Annotated in this window: 17 protein-coding genes; 11 read left to right on the top strand and 6 right to left on the bottom strand. The window is 64.6% G+C overall.

Annotated features, from left to right (window positions below; translation table 11 throughout):
• The first annotated feature begins 117 nt into the window (after positions 1 to 117).
• The 8 genes from SPYCW_RS15875 (at position 118) to SPYCW_RS15840 (ending at position 6,946) form a co-directional block, all read left to right on the top strand.
• Positions 118 to 582 carry an Lrp/AsnC family transcriptional regulator gene (locus tag SPYCW_RS15875; RefSeq protein WP_120217628.1) on the top strand — a complete coding sequence of 155 codons (465 nt, stop codon included), beginning with the start codon at positions 118 to 120 and terminating at the stop codon, positions 580 to 582.
• An 86-nt stretch (positions 583 to 668) separates the two neighbouring features.
• Positions 669 to 1,865, top strand: a complete 1,197-nt coding sequence (locus SPYCW_RS15870; protein ID WP_120217627.1) for a CoA transferase — start codon at positions 669 to 671, stop codon at positions 1,863 to 1,865.
• A 14-nt stretch (positions 1,866 to 1,879) separates the two neighbouring features.
• On the top strand, positions 1,880 to 3,109 hold the full coding sequence (locus SPYCW_RS15865; RefSeq protein WP_120217626.1) for an acetyl-CoA C-acetyltransferase: 1,230 nt from the start codon (positions 1,880 to 1,882) through the stop codon (positions 3,107 to 3,109).
• A gap of 174 nt (positions 3,110 to 3,283) precedes the next feature.
• Positions 3,284 to 4,855 carry an acyl-CoA dehydrogenase family protein gene (locus tag SPYCW_RS15860; RefSeq protein ID WP_120217625.1) on the top strand — a complete coding sequence of 524 codons (1,572 nt, stop codon included), beginning with the start codon at positions 3,284 to 3,286 and terminating at the stop codon, positions 4,853 to 4,855.
• A 186-nt stretch (positions 4,856 to 5,041) separates the two neighbouring features.
• A complete protein-coding gene (locus SPYCW_RS15855) occupies positions 5,042 to 5,539 on the top strand; it encodes a response regulator transcription factor (RefSeq protein WP_210423392.1) in 498 nt (165 codons plus the stop codon).
• Between the two features lie 59 nt (positions 5,540 to 5,598).
• The gene (locus SPYCW_RS15850) at positions 5,599 to 5,979 is read left to right on the top strand and encodes a hypothetical protein (protein ID WP_120217623.1); all 381 of its coding nucleotides are present in this window, start codon (positions 5,599 to 5,601) and stop codon (positions 5,977 to 5,979) included.
• A gap of 25 nt (positions 5,980 to 6,004) precedes the next feature.
• A complete protein-coding gene (locus SPYCW_RS15845; RefSeq protein ID WP_120217622.1) occupies positions 6,005 to 6,418 on the top strand; it encodes a hypothetical protein in 414 nt (137 codons plus the stop codon).
• A gap of 30 nt (positions 6,419 to 6,448) precedes the next feature.
• The gene (locus tag SPYCW_RS15840) at positions 6,449 to 6,946 is read left to right on the top strand and encodes a MarR family winged helix-turn-helix transcriptional regulator (protein ID WP_120217621.1); all 498 of its coding nucleotides are present in this window, start codon (positions 6,449 to 6,451) and stop codon (positions 6,944 to 6,946) included.
• Between the two features lie 72 nt (positions 6,947 to 7,018).
• Here the strand turns inward: SPYCW_RS15840 and SPYCW_RS15835 are convergent, their stop codons facing one another.
• The 6 genes from SPYCW_RS15835 to SPYCW_RS15810 all read right to left on the bottom strand — a co-directional run bounded on the left by SPYCW_RS15835 (position 7,019) and on the right by SPYCW_RS15810 (position 12,100).
• Positions 7,019 to 7,765: a sigma-70 family RNA polymerase sigma factor gene (locus SPYCW_RS15835; protein WP_120217620.1), complete on the bottom strand. Its 747-nt coding sequence runs from the start codon at positions 7,763 to 7,765 to the stop codon at positions 7,019 to 7,021.
• Entirely contained in the window at positions 7,755 to 9,878 is a 2,124-nt protein-coding gene (gene flhA, locus SPYCW_RS15830) for a flagellar biosynthesis protein FlhA (protein ID WP_120217619.1), read from the bottom strand. The genes SPYCW_RS15835 and flhA overlap by 11 nt, the downstream gene beginning before the upstream one ends.
• The gene (locus SPYCW_RS15825) at positions 9,875 to 10,699 is read right to left on the bottom strand and encodes a transglycosylase SLT domain-containing protein (protein WP_120217618.1); all 825 of its coding nucleotides are present in this window, start codon (positions 10,697 to 10,699) and stop codon (positions 9,875 to 9,877) included. Before SPYCW_RS15825 ends, flhA begins: the two co-directional genes overlap by 4 nt.
• Positions 10,700 to 10,791: 92 nt before the next feature.
• Positions 10,792 to 11,091, bottom strand: a complete 300-nt coding sequence (locus tag SPYCW_RS15820) for a hypothetical protein (protein ID WP_120217617.1) — start codon at positions 11,089 to 11,091, stop codon at positions 10,792 to 10,794.
• Complete coding sequence (gene flgM, locus SPYCW_RS15815) at positions 11,088 to 11,393, bottom strand: flagellar biosynthesis anti-sigma factor FlgM (protein WP_168454696.1); 306 nt, start codon at positions 11,391 to 11,393, stop codon at positions 11,088 to 11,090. The genes SPYCW_RS15820 and flgM overlap by 4 nt, the downstream gene beginning before the upstream one ends.
• A gap of 191 nt (positions 11,394 to 11,584) precedes the next feature.
• Entirely contained in the window at positions 11,585 to 12,100 is a 516-nt protein-coding gene (locus SPYCW_RS15810; protein ID WP_232014739.1) for a flagella basal body P-ring formation protein FlgA, read from the bottom strand.
• 260 nt (positions 12,101 to 12,360) lie between these two features.
• Here SPYCW_RS15810 and flgB point away from each other — a divergent pair, with 260 nt between their 5' ends.
• Genes flgB through SPYCW_RS15795 form a run of 3 tightly spaced genes read left to right on the top strand, consistent with a single transcriptional unit; the run spans position 12,361 to position 13,425 of the window.
• Positions 12,361 to 12,711: a flagellar basal body rod protein FlgB gene (gene flgB / locus SPYCW_RS15805; RefSeq protein ID WP_408021885.1), complete on the top strand. Its 351-nt coding sequence runs from the start codon at positions 12,361 to 12,363 to the stop codon at positions 12,709 to 12,711.
• Positions 12,708 to 13,118 (top strand): flagellar basal body rod protein FlgC, encoded by a 411-nt coding sequence (gene flgC / locus SPYCW_RS15800; protein WP_120217613.1) that lies wholly within the window; start codon positions 12,708 to 12,710, stop codon positions 13,116 to 13,118. Before flgB ends, flgC begins: the two co-directional genes overlap by 4 nt.
• Before the next feature lies 1 nt (position 13,119).
• A complete protein-coding gene (locus SPYCW_RS15795) occupies positions 13,120 to 13,425 on the top strand; it encodes a flagellar hook assembly protein FlgD (RefSeq protein WP_120217612.1) in 306 nt (101 codons plus the stop codon).
• The last annotated feature ends 1 nt before the right edge of the window (position 13,426 follow it).

Below are 13,426 nucleotides of genomic sequence, written 5' to 3'. Positions count from 1 at the left end.
AGCCTCCTGCTCTGCGCCTGTTATCGCAGACCGGAGCAGGTCAATCTTGCTCGATATTTCGAGTTTTTGGCGTTATGAAGGTCAGAGTTTCTCACAATTGAGAAAATTGAGGTTGAAATGACCGATCTTGATCCCTTCGAGAAGAATATCATCCGTGAGCTCCAGCGCGATGCCAGCCTGACCACCGCCGAGCTTGCCGAGCGCGTCGGGCTGTCGCCGTCGCCCTGCTGGCGCCGCATCGACCGGCTCGAACGCGACGGCTATATCAAGGGGCGCGTCGCGGTCGTAGACCGGCGCAAGGTTGGGCTGCACGCGCATATCTTTGCGCAGGTCAAGCTCAACGCGCACGGCCGCGCCAACCTCGATGAATTCAGTAACGCGATCGCGGCCTTTCCCGAAGTGCTCGGCGCCTATGTGCTGATGGGCAATATGGACTTCATGCTGCGCATCGTCGCAAAGGACATCGATGCCTATGAAGCGTTTTTCTTCGACAAATTGAGCAAGCTGCCCGGAGTGCAGGAAATCAATTCGACCGTGGCGCTGTCCGAAATCAAATCGACGAACGAGCTGCCGATCCTTTGAGCCCGACCCGTTTGACTCGCGCGCGCGGGTGCGCCAGATGCCCCATCGTGCCGATGTCGGCGCCGCGCGAGAGGGAATAGGAGCGGATGTACGACCTGCTGACCGGCCTGTCGGTGATCGAAGCCTCGTCCTTCGTCGCCTCGCCGACCGCCGGGCTCTATTGCGCGCAGATGGGGGCAGAGGTCATCCGCGTCGACCAGATCGGCGGCGGCCCCGATTTTCGGCGCTGGCCGGTGACCGATGGCAATGACTCGCTGTATTGGGAAAACCTCAACCGCGCGAAGAAATCGGTCGCGCTCGATCTCGGGCGGGGCGAGGGGCGCGATCTGCTTCAGGCGCTGGTGCGTGCGACGGGCCAGTTCATCACCAATTTCCCGGTTGGAGGCTTTTTGGCGCACGAAGTGCTGGCGGCGGAACGGCCTGACCTGATCACCGTCCGCATCATGGGCTGGGCCGACGGGTCGCCCGCGCTCGATTATACGGTGAACAACAGCGTCGGCTACCCGATGCTCACCGGCACCGGACCCGATCCGGTCAATCATGTGCTGCCCGCGTGGGATTTGCTCAGCGGCGCCTATGCGGCGTTCGCGCTGCTCGCCGCGATCCAGCGGCGGGCTGTTACGGGCAAGGGCGGCGAGGTGCGGGTACCGCTGTCCGATGTCGCGATCGGCACCGTCGCCAATCTCGGCGGGGTCGCCGAGGTGCTGTACAGTGGCGCCAACCGTCCGCGGCTGGGCAACGCGGTTTATGGCCTGTTCGGGCGCGATTTCGTCACCGCCGACGGCCAGCGGACGATGATCGTCGTGGTGACCCCGCGCCAATGGGCGAATCTGGTTGCGGCGCTCGGTCTCGACGATGCGATTGCGGCGGTCGAGGCGGCGCGCGGGGTGTCCTTTGCGAAGGACGACGGGCTGCGCTTCACCCACCGCGACGCGCTGTATCCGCTGTTCGAACGCGCGATCGCTAGCCGAAGCCATTCCGATCTCGCCGCCGCTTTCGATGCGGGCGGGATCGTGCATTCGCCCTATCGCACGATGCTCGATGCCGTGCAGGATCCGGCGCTGGTCACGGGCAATCCGATCTTCGGGCAGGCCGACAATCCCAGCGGCTTCGCCTATCCCGCCGCGGGTGCCTTTGCGACCTTGCCGCAGGATGCGCGCCAGCCGCCCCGACCGGCGCCGCGCAACGGGCAGCATAGCGAAGAAATCCTGATGGATCGCCTGTCGCTGCCGTCCAGCGAGATTGCCCGGCTGATCGATGCCGGTATTGTCGGCATTGCCTGAAACTGGAGAATGACATGACCCTGCGCCGCGCTGCCATCGTTGCCCCGATCCGTACCGCCGTCGGCAAATTCGGCGGCGCGCTCGCCAGCCTCGATGCGGGGCAGCTTGGCGCCGTCGTGCTCAAGGCACTGATCGAGCGGACGAAGATCGATCCGGCACGCGTCGACGATGTCGTGTTCTCGCAAGGCTATGGCAATGGCGAGGCGCCGAGCATCGGCCATTGGTCGTGGCTCGCCGCGGGCCTGCCGCTCGAGGTGCCGGGCTATCAGCTCGACCGCCGCTGCGGATCGGGGCTGCAGGCGATCGCCAACGCCGCGATGATGGTCCAGACCGGCATGTCCGACGTCGTCGTTGCGGGCGGGGTCGAATCGATGTCGAACGTCGAACATTACAGCATCGATGTGCGCAAGGGGGTGCGCGCCGGCAATCTGGTGCTGCACGACCGGCTGACGCGCGGGCGGTTGATGTCGCAGCCGATCGAGCGTTTCGGGGTGATCAGCGGGATGATCGAGACCGCCGAAAATCTGGCAAAGGATTATGGCATCACGCGCGAGGCCGCCGATGGCTATGCGGTGCGGAGCCATCAGCGCGCCGCGGCGGCATGGGCGAAGGGCCTGTTCGACGACGAGCTGGTCCCGGTCGCGGTGCCGCAGCGCAAGGGCGATCCGGTGATCTTTGCCCATGACGAGGGCTATCGCGCCGACGCGACGCTCGAATCGCTCGGCGCACTGCGCGCGATCGAGGCGAAGACGATCCCGGGCGCGGTGGTGACCGCGGGCAATGCCAGCCAGCAGAATGACGCCGCGGCCGCATGTCTCGTCGTCGCCGAGGACAAGCTCGACGAGCTCGGGCTCGAACCGATCGCCTGGTTTCACAGCTGGGTCGCGGCGGGCTGCGACCCCAGCCGGATGGGGATCGGTCCGGTACCGGCGGTGGAGCGCCTGTTTGCACGCACCGGGCTGGGGTGGAGCGACATTGACCTCGTCGAATTGAACGAAGCGTTCGCGCCGCAGGTGCTCGCAGTGCTGAAGGGCTGGGGGTGGAGCGACGAAGACAGCCGGAACGACATCCTCAACGTCAACGGCTCTGGCATTTCTCTCGGTCATCCGATCGGCGCGACCGGCGGACGGATATTGGCGAATTTGACGCGCGAGCTCGTGCGCCGCGACGGGCGTTACGGGCTGGAGACGATGTGCATCGGCGGCGGGCAGGGCATTGCCGCGATCTTCGAGCGCGCGGTTTGAGCAGCGCATGACCAAGCGCCAGCCGGTCAAATTGAACCAGACCCTTCCTCCTCGTCACCCCGGACTTGATCCGGGGTCCATTGCGACGCCGAAGTCATGGACCCCGGATCAAGTCCGGGGTGACGAAGAAAAAGCGGACGAGCCGTGACGATCTGTGCGGATCTGAACAGCGCAATGGCTGCCGCACAGGCCTATCGGGTGACGGCACAAACCGCGCTCGCCGCACGGCTGGCCGAACGGCCGATCGATCAGGAGCAGCGCGCGGCGCACGGCTTTGCCTGGGTCGCGACGACGGTGGCGGCACTCGAAGCGGTGCAGGGCTGGGTCGAGGCCGGACAAGGCGCCAACCCGCTCGACGCCAAGATCGCGACGCTCGCCTTTGCCGAAGGGATCGGCCAGCTCGTCGGCGGCCTGCCGATGGGGCAGAACGAGATGTTCCGGCCCGCCGACCTTGGCATAGGCCTCGGGGCGCGGACACTCGCTGATGCTTGCGCCGACCTGCTCGACGCCGACCATGCCGCGCTGCGCGCCGAAATCGTGGCGGCGCTGGCGAGTGGCGATTGGCCCAGCGAGACGCTGCATGATGGCGACCTCGATGCGATCCGCGACCAGTTTCGTCGTTTCACCGACGCCGAAATCATACCGCACGCGCATCGCTGGCACCTTGCCAACGACCTGATCCCCGATGAAACGGTCCGCGCGATGGCCGATCTCGGCACCTTCGGCGTCTGCATCCCCGAGGCGTTCGGCGGGCTCGGCCTCTCGAAGCTGGTGATGTGTATCGTCACCGAGGAATTGTCGCGCGGCTGGATCGGCGCCGGGTCGCTCGGCACGCGGTCGGAAATTGCGGGCGAGCTGATCGCGACAGGCGGCACGGATGCGCAGAAGGCGAAATGGCTGCCAAGGATCGCGAGCGGCGAAATTCTGCCCACCGCAGTATTCACCGAACCCGATGTCGGATCGGACCTCGGCTCGCTGCAAACCAAAGCACGGCGCGAGGGCGATCATTGGGTCATCGACGGCGCCAAGACGTGGATAACCCACGCCGCACGATCGGATCTGATGACCCTGCTCGCGCACACCCTACCGGGTGCAAGGGGCTATGCCGGGCTGTCGATGCTGCTTGTCCCAAAGCCGCGCGGGACCGAAGCCGATCCTTTCCCCGCCGACGGGATGTCGGGCAGCGAAATCGAGGTGCTCGGTTATCGTGGCATGCGCGAATATGCGCTGCAATTCGACGCGATGACCGCGCCCGCCGACGCGCTGCTCGGCGGCGAAGAGGGGCAGGGGTTCAAGCAGTTGATGCGGACGTTCGAAGGCGCACGCATCCAGACCGCGGCGCGCGCCGTCGGCGTGGCGCGGCGCGCGCTCGAGCTGGGGCGCGATTATGCCTTGGACCGCAAGCAGTTTGGCCGGGCGATCGTGCAGTTTCCGCGCGTCGCCGACAAGTTGGCGATGAGCCTGGTCGATTTCGTCACCGCGCGCGAACTGAGCTACGCCGCCGCGCGGGCGAAGGACAGCGGCAAGCGCTGCGATATCGAGGCGGGGATGGCAAAGCTGCTCGCCGCGCGCACCGCCTGGTCGAACGCCGACGCCAGCCTGCAGATCCATGGCGGCAACGGCTATGCGCTGGAATATGAAATCAGCCGTGTGCTGTGCGATGCCCGCATCCTCAACATTTTTGAAGGCGCGGCGGAGATTCAGGCGCAGGTGATCGCGCGCGGGCTCGTCGAACGGCGCAACTGACGCCAGGTGCAGGCTATTCGTCAGACATCAAACAATTTGAGCGCAAAAAAATAATTTGCCTTGGGACAGGGGGAGTGCGAAGGGCGCCAATCGCCGCGAAGCGAGTATTTTTGGGGGAAAACTTTCGTTTCGGTCGAGCGTTGCGCGGCCGGATGTTGCCGCCACAAAACTTGATTTCGACTCGTGATGCTCTATTCAAATCCCGTGCACGGCGACCCCGACAATTACATCAGCCTGCTGTCTGTCGCGCAGATTGAAACGCTGCGGCACGTTTATGAGCACAAAAATTCCAAACAAATCGCGCGCCTGATGAATGTTTCGCCGCATACGGTGGACGAAAGGGTACGGCGGTCGCTAAAAAAATTAAATGCTTCCAACAGGATAGAGGCGGCGCGCATTTTGGCGGTTAACGGTGTCTTCGATCATGTTACCCCTTATCAGCCTTTGACATATCAATTGATCGACCTAGGCGACGCACCCGCGCCCCCCGATGCCGAGCCGGGGCGCAGTTCGTTGCGGCGACTATTCGACATCGGTTCGCCGTTCCCGACCGCGTCCCAGCCGGCCAATCGGCATGGGTTGATGGAAAGGATTATCTGGCCAATCTTGATTGCATTCGCGACCATTTTGGCTTTCTCCGCTCTCTATTCGATCCTTGTCGGACTTGGCCGGGTAATGACCTGAGTCCGAACCGAATGCTACGGGGGGGAAACCGGTGGCATTCTTTTTCAAGGAAAAAGAAAATGCTGAATGAACGAGTTTCGGCAGCCAAGAAAATCGCCGCCGACCTGCACCAGGCCGAAGACGCCATCGACGAAGCGATGATCCGTATCGCCCAGCTGGCCGCCACCCTGCCCACCGCGCGCCGCGACACCAACATGTCGGCGATCGTCGGCCAGACCGCGATGTCCAAGGTGGCCCATGCGCTCGCCGCCGCCGGCGAAGTCCGCCAGCTGCTCACCGACGCGCACCTCGCGCTGACGGTAACGCAAAAGGAAGTGGGCCTGGGAACGCGCATGTTCGGTGCCGGGGTGAAGCCCGCCAGCGCCAAGCTGGTCGACGAAGGCAGCAACGATCAGGCGGGCGCCGAAGTCGCCGCGGTCCCGTTCGCGCAGGCCGTTTGATCATCAGGAAGGGTTAGCAGCCACAATGTGGTCCGTGGCGATCTACTATCTGGTACTGCTCATAACGGTTGCCGTCGCGATCCGACGCGGCGGCCCGTTGGAGCGGTGGGCGGCCTATACCGCCCTGATCGCTTCGGTTCTCACCAGTGCCTTGTCACCCTTTCCGACCTGGACCGATATTGAACTGAATATCTTCGTCATCGATGTGCTGGTGCTGATCAGCTTCTGGTTCATCGCATTGAAAACGCAAAGCTTCTGGCCTTATTGGATCACCGGCTGGCAATTGATCGCCATCTTCGGTCATCTGCAGAAGTTCATGTTTTCGGAGATATTGGCGCGACCCTATTCGCTCCTGTCCGTTTATATATCGTACCCGATCCTGCTGTTGATCATCTATGCAGCAAGTTCGTCCAATCGGAACCGTGACGCTACGGCCTGATGTTTGTGGCACCCCAAGGGGTTTCCGCGCATGCAGCAATTTTCGAACCAAGAAGTTGCCGAGCTAAAGTCGCGCATCGACGAGATCCACGAGCTGCTCGCGGGCCGCGGTGGCGAATTGTCGGCGACCCCCACTTATCGTAACGGTGCCGGCGATGCTTCGCCGCAGTCGGTGCTGCTCAACCAGCTGTCGCTCAGCATCCAGATGCGGCGCATCCGGCGCAATCATTTCGCCAGCGCGGAACTGGCGGGGCCGATCTGGGACATGATGCTCGATCTGATGCTGGCCGAAAGCCATGGCCGCGCGCTTAGCGCCAGCGATCTGGCGACCGGCGCCGGGGTGCCGCTGTCGTCAGGGCTGCGGATGATCACCACGCTGGAGCGGCTTGGGCTGGCGCAGCGTTCGATCGACGAACGCGACCGCCGCCGGACGATCGTCCGCCTGACCGACAGCGGCAGCGAACGCATGGCAAGCTATTTCGAGAAAATCGGCGTCGCCTGGCAGAACAACCGGACACTCGCCGCCTGACCTCCCCCCGACGACCGGGTGCGATGCCGAGCGGGTCGCACGCCGCACCCGGTCGCTTTTCCTCTCTCTCGCTTATTCGGTCATCTGGCGCATCATGCGATCGACCTTGGCCATCGCCTCGCGCTTGATCTGGCAGATGCGCGCCGCGCTGACGTCGAGCGTCAGGCCGATTTCGTGGAGGTTGAGCTCCTCAAAGAAATAGAGTTGTAAAACCATCTGTTCGCGGTCGGACAGGCAGGTGATGCATTGGCGCAGCGCGCCCATCAGATCGGCCTGTTCGCATTGCTCGCCCGCACCGATGTCGTCGTCGGGCAGCAGGAAGGCGCCGACATCGATCAGCTCGTCGAGCGAGGTCGAGCGGCCGTGGGTCGCGTTGCGTTCAAGCGCGAAATAATCCTCGGGCGACATGTCGAGCGCCGCCGCCATTTCGGCGGCGACCGGCGCGCGCATCAACTGCTGTTCGAGCGCGGCGCGCGTCGCCTGAATGCGTTTCGCCGCGACCATCGCCGACCGGCCGACATCGGCCTCGCGGCGGAGCTGGTCGATCATCGCGCCGCGGATCCGCGTCGTCGCATAGGTCGCAAAGGCAAAGCCGCGCTCCTCGTAATTCTCTCTCGCCTCAATGAGCGCGATGAGTCCGGTCTGGATTAGATCGTCGAGCTCGCTCGTCCGCGAGACGCGCGAAAAAACCTGCCACGCGATCTTGCGGACCAGCGGCGCATATTCCTCGACCAGCGCTTCGACGCTTTCGCCATAGCCGCGCGCGCGCGGCGCACGGGCCATCGACGCGGCGAATTGCTCGGCGGGCTCAATTCTCATGCGGTTGGTCCTCCATTTGGGCGTCGGGCCCGGTCGCGAGGCGCGGCACTTCGGCGCCGATCGTCGCGACGATTTCGGTCTGTTTGCTGGCCGGGATCTCGAGGTAGGAGATCACGGCGACGTCAGGGAAAGTCGCGCGCACCAGCCGCGACAGCGCCGAGCGGCAGATCGGCGAGGCGACCAGCGCAAAGCTGCGCGTCTGGAGCAGCAGCGGCTCGACCGCCTGTCCGACCTGTTCGATGATCTTCATCGCCATGCCATGCTCGAACGGCCATTCGGCCCCCGGATTGGCGCGCACCGACTGGTTGAGCAGCACTTCGATTTCGGGGCTGAAGGTCACGACGGGCAGCGGCATCCGGCTCGGCACGATCGTCTGGACGATCAGCGCGCCGATGCGCTGACGCACCGCCTCGACCAGGTCGACTTCGCCGAGCTGCTGCGCGGCGGTCGCGACCATCGCTTCGGCAATCTTGCGGAAATCGCGCAGCGGGACGCGCTCGACCAGCAGGGATTTGCACAGGCTGGCGACGCGCGGCAGCGGATAGCCCTGCGGGCTGAGGTTCTGCGCGAGCTGCGGATAATGGATTTTGAGGTTGTCGATCAGCGCCTGCGCATCGTCGATCCCGAACAGGTCGGCGGCGGCACCGACGATGCTGTTGTTGAGGTGGGTCGCGACGACGGTCGCCGGATCGACCACGGTGTACCCCGCCGCGATCGCGTCATTCTGCGTCGCCTTCGGAATCCACAGTGCATCGAGGCCAAAGGTCGGATCCTTGCACGGGCGTCCCGCGACCTTGGTGATCAGGTCGCCCGAATCGAGCGCCAGCATTTCATGCGGGAACACCTCGTCCTCGCCGACGATCACCCCGGCGACCGAGATGCGATAGACGTTGCCGGGCAGCGACAGATCGTCGCTGACCTTGACCGGCGGGACGACAAAGCCGAGTTCTTTCGACAATTGGCGGCGGATGCCGGTGATCCGCGTCATCAGCGGCGCACCCTTGCGGTCGTCGACCAGGCTGACGAGCGCATAGCCGATTTCGAGCTGGCAGGCGCTGGCGTCGCTGACGTCGGCCCATTCGATCAGCGACGGGTCGGGCGCAATGGCGACCGGCGGCGGCGCTTCGGCGACGGCGACCGCGGTGCGGCGCAATTGCCAGCCGACGGCGAAGGACAGCGCGGCGGCGGGCAGCACCAGCAATTGCGGCATCGCCGGGACCATGCCGAGAATGAACAGGATCCCGCCGACCGCCATCCACACCGACGGGGCGGCGAACTGGCTGCCGATCTGGCCATTGAGGTCGAGCGGCGAGGCGACGCGGGTCACGATGGCGGCGGCGGCGATCGACAGCAACAGCGCGGGGATCTGCGCCACCAGCGCATCGCCGATCGCGAGCGTGACATAAGTGCTGCCCGCTTCCGAAAAGCTGAGCCCATGGCTGAAGATGCCGAGGATCAGGCCGCCAATGATATTGACGAACAGGATGAGCAGCCCGGCGATCGCGTCGCCCTTCACAAATTTCGAAGCACCGTCCATCGAGCCGTAGAAATCGGCCTCGGTGGCGACTTCGACGCGGCGCGCCTTGGCCTCGTCGGGGGTGAGCAACCCGGCGTTGAGGTCGGCGTCGATCGCCATTTGTTTGCCGGGCAGGGCGTCGAGGGTGAAGCGCGCCGACACTTCGGACACGCGCCCCGCGCCCTTGGTGATGACGACCATGTTGATGATCATCAGCACGAAAAAGACGAACAGGCCGACGACATAGTCGCCGCCGATCAGCACTTCGCCAAAGGCCTCGATGACGTGCCCCGCCGCGGCGGTGCCTTCGTGGCCATGGACCAGCACGACGCGCGTCGAGGCGACGTTCAGCGCCAGCCGGAACAGGGTCGCGAGTAGCAACACCGTCGGAAAGGATGAAAAGTCGAGCGGCTTGGCCGCCGACAGCGCGACCATCAGGATCGCGAGGCTGATCATGATATTGGCGACAAAGCTGATGTCGAGGATCAACGGCGTCACCGGGACGACCATCAGCCCGACGAGGATGAGCATCCCGACGGGGAGGGCCGACGCGCCGGCGATGCGGCCGACATTGCCGAGATTCAGGCCGCCGGTCATGCCGCGCCGCCCGACATCGAAGCGAGGCGCCTATACGCATCGGCGGCAAAGCCCATCGACAATTTTCGCGGCATCGGCTGGATATCCATCATCTGCAGTGGGGGACGTCCCCCGCCGCCCGCCAGCCCGCTCGAACTGCTCGCCGAAGCGTGCCAGCCAGCGGGGGCAAAGGGTTTCATATTTTCGATCTTGCCGCCGTTCTCGAGCTTAGCGCGAAAGCGGTCGCGGATTTCGGCGAGGCTGCGCATGCTGCCGTCGGGAGCATAAAAGACCGACCGGTTCGCGGCCGCGGCCTCGGGCATCATCGGTGCGCCGGGCTGGTCGGGATTGGTGTCGAGCGCGCTCAGGAATTTGGCGGCGCCGCCGCTGCCGAGGAAATGGGCGAGATAGAGGTCGACGGGCTCGGCGCTGCGCCCGATCCGGCTTTCCAGATAATCGCGATTGTCGCCGGTAAGCGCGGCCGCCATCGTCGATGCCGCCGCAGGGTCGTCGCGCAGGTCGAAAATCTGCTGGCGCAGCGCCGGGTCGGTGACGGTCAGCCGCCCCGATGCGTCGCGGCCGATCGCGTCGGCGGCCCAGGCCATGCCATGATTGGCGCCGTGGCGGTCGAGCGTCGCGAGCCAGGTCTGCTTGGTAAATTGATAGAGGCCGCGCGCCGATGATGTCGCTGCCTTGGCAGTCGGGTTATAGCCGCTTTCAACCCGCGCGACGTCGACCAGATAGTCGAAATCGATGCCCGTCCGCGCCGACGCGGTTTGCATCGCATCGATGACGGGTGCGGCGACGCGGCGCGCGGCTTGGGGATTGTTGATTGCGTTCATAATCTGGTTCCGCTGATGCAGCAGGGCTGTCTCAGCAAACCAAAAGCAATCATCGTGCCATTTATAGTTAACGGCAGAAACCTAAAGTTTAATCAGTAGCTTAACGCGGCTCCGCGCTGATGAGTACCGCGGATTTCGTGGTTCCTGTCAATCCGCTGACGCGTCCAGTCTTTCAGGACGTTGACGCGGATGGCCGCGGCCTCCAGCTGGCGCAGCGTCTTGCCGATCAGCAGTTCGGCGCGCTGTTCGCTGCCGCGCGGGATTCCCGCGCCGCGAAACAGGATGACCGCGGTCGCCAGCTCTTCGGTCGCGGCGATGATCGCGCCGGCGTCGTGACCGTCGAGCGCATCGACCAGCGTGTCGAGCCGCGATTGCACGTCTTCAAGCATCATTCGACCCCGCGCGTGTGGAAATCGATCATCGCGCTGGCGATGATCGCGGGGTGGACGCCGTAGCTGCCATTGGCGATCGCCGTGCGCAGCGCAGCGACGCGCGCGACATCGACCGGCGGTGCCTGGGTCGCGAGGCTACCCGCGAGGCGGATCAGGCCCGCAGCGGGCAGGCTGTCGGGTACCGCGGCGAGCTGCTTCGGCGCTTGCGCCGCGCGCGTCGCCGTTTCGCTGGTGGCGCTGCGCAGCGGGGTCGTGCGGACAATGCCGCCGACGGGTCCGATCTTGCTGCTGTCACCCGACATAATCGCCTCCATCCGGTGCCGTCAGAAAAGTGACGACGCGGTTCACGAAGGCTTTAACGGACGCCGCCCGGCGCGATTAAGTCGGTTCGCCGCAAAAAAGACAAAAGAAAGGCCCGGCGATGTCGGAAAGCCGACAATCACCGGGCCAGAGGGCAGGGTAAGCCAGCCCGAGGCTGGGGAAGGGGTGCGGGTCAGTCGTCGAGGCGGGCGCGGCCGGGGCCGATCACGGTGGCGCTGAGCGAAGACTTGGCGTCGTTGCCGCGCAGCGCGATCGTCTCGCCGACGCGGCCGTCTTCGGCCGCGACCGCGGCATAGCTGATCGAAAAACTTTCGGTATCGATGGTGACCCGGACATTGTCGCCGCGGCGAATGACCGGCGCGCTGGCGGCGGGACGGCTGTAACTGGCCGCGGCCGGCGCCGCGCCGGCCGGGCCGGTCATCGGGACACGCAGGCGCCAGCCCAGCGACGCGCAGCGAACAGCCAGTGCGTTCGCATCGATTGCGGTCACCGAAGCCTGTTCGGGACAGCGCGCCAATTTGATGCGGCGGTCGACCGGCGTCGCGGTGCGCCCCATCGCCTTGGCGACCATGTCGGTCAGCACGTCGATCGTCTGCCAATCTTCATTGGCGGGCTGGGCATGAGCGGGAATGGCGGCGGTACATGCGGCAAGGCCCAGGGCCAGGCGGGCGGTGATAGGGTGGGACACGATCCATCTCCTTCGGTCCAAAATGGTCAGCGCCATTTTTGCAGGAAGCGTGCCAGTCGCGGTTTGCGGCGCGATTGGCGTCCGCACGGCGGCACATCGTCGGTTTTTTGACGAGCGCCTTGGTCGCCTATTGTGGCGCTTATCTAAATATCTAGAAATCAACAATAAAATGCGTTTGGCACGGCGATTGCATCGTTCTTTGTGTTTTCCGCGCGTCCGTGCCTCCACCCGGCCCGGACCTCGGCGAAAGGAATTTGATGATGGCATCCGAGAAACTCTTTGGCCTGCACGCGACGGCGCTTCAGCTGCGCAGCCAGCGCATGATGATGCTCGCGTCGAACATCGCCAATGCCGCGACGCCGGGGTACAAGGCGCGCGATCTCGATTTTTCGAAAGCACTCGACCTGGCGCAGCAGGGCGGTTCGACCGCCGATGCGATGGCGGGCGCGATTGCCTACCGTGTCCCGGTGCAGGCATCGCTCGACGGCAACACCGTCGAAATGGCCACCGAGCAGACCGCCTTCGCCGAAAACGCGCTCGCTTACCGCTCGAGCCTGTCGTTCCTCAGCGGCCGTGTCAACACGCTGACCCGCGCGATCAAGGGCGAATGACAATGAACGGGAACTTCTCGGTCTTCGACATCAGCGGCCGCGCGATGTCGGCGCAGCTCGTCCGGCTCAACACCACCGCCTCGAACCTCGCCAACGCCGGGACGATCGCGGGCAGCGAGGCCGAAGCCTTTCGCTCGCTCAAGCCCGTGTTCCGCACCGTCATGGATGGCCAGGGCCGCGCGACGGTCCAGGTCGACCAGGTGACGACGTCGAAAATGGCGCCGTCGAAACGCCACGATCCGTCGAACCCGCTCGCCGACAAGGACGGCAATATCTGGGAAGCCGCGGTCGATAGCGCTGCCGAGCTGGTCGAGATGGTCGAAACCGCGCGCCAATATCAAAACAATGTCCAGGTCCTGGAAACCGCCAAGGGCCTGATCAACGAAACCCTCAGGATGGGACAGTAAGATGGCCGTCAACAGCGTCACCAACGCCAACAATGTCGTGCTTCAGCCGAAGGGCGCCGGGCAGCAGATGGGGCAGGGCGATTTTCTGCGCCTGATGACCGCGCAGCTGTCGCAGCAGGATCCGTTCAACCCCGTCGATAACCAGCAGATGGTTGCGCAGATGGCGCAATTCTCCAGCCTCGCTGGGATCAGCGAAACCAACACGACGCTGCAACAGATTTCCGAACAGCTCGCGGCGCAGACCCAGCTGCTCAAAGACATCAAGGCCGCCACCCCGGCGCCGACCCCCACCACGCAGGAAGGATAAG

Origin of the sequence: Sphingopyxis sp. EG6 (assembly GCF_003609815.1) — a bacterium.
GTDB lineage: Bacteria > Pseudomonadota > Alphaproteobacteria > Sphingomonadales > Sphingomonadaceae > Sphingopyxis.
The sequence above is the reverse complement of the archived record's forward strand: the minus strand, read 5'-3'. Positions and strand labels throughout refer to the sequence as shown.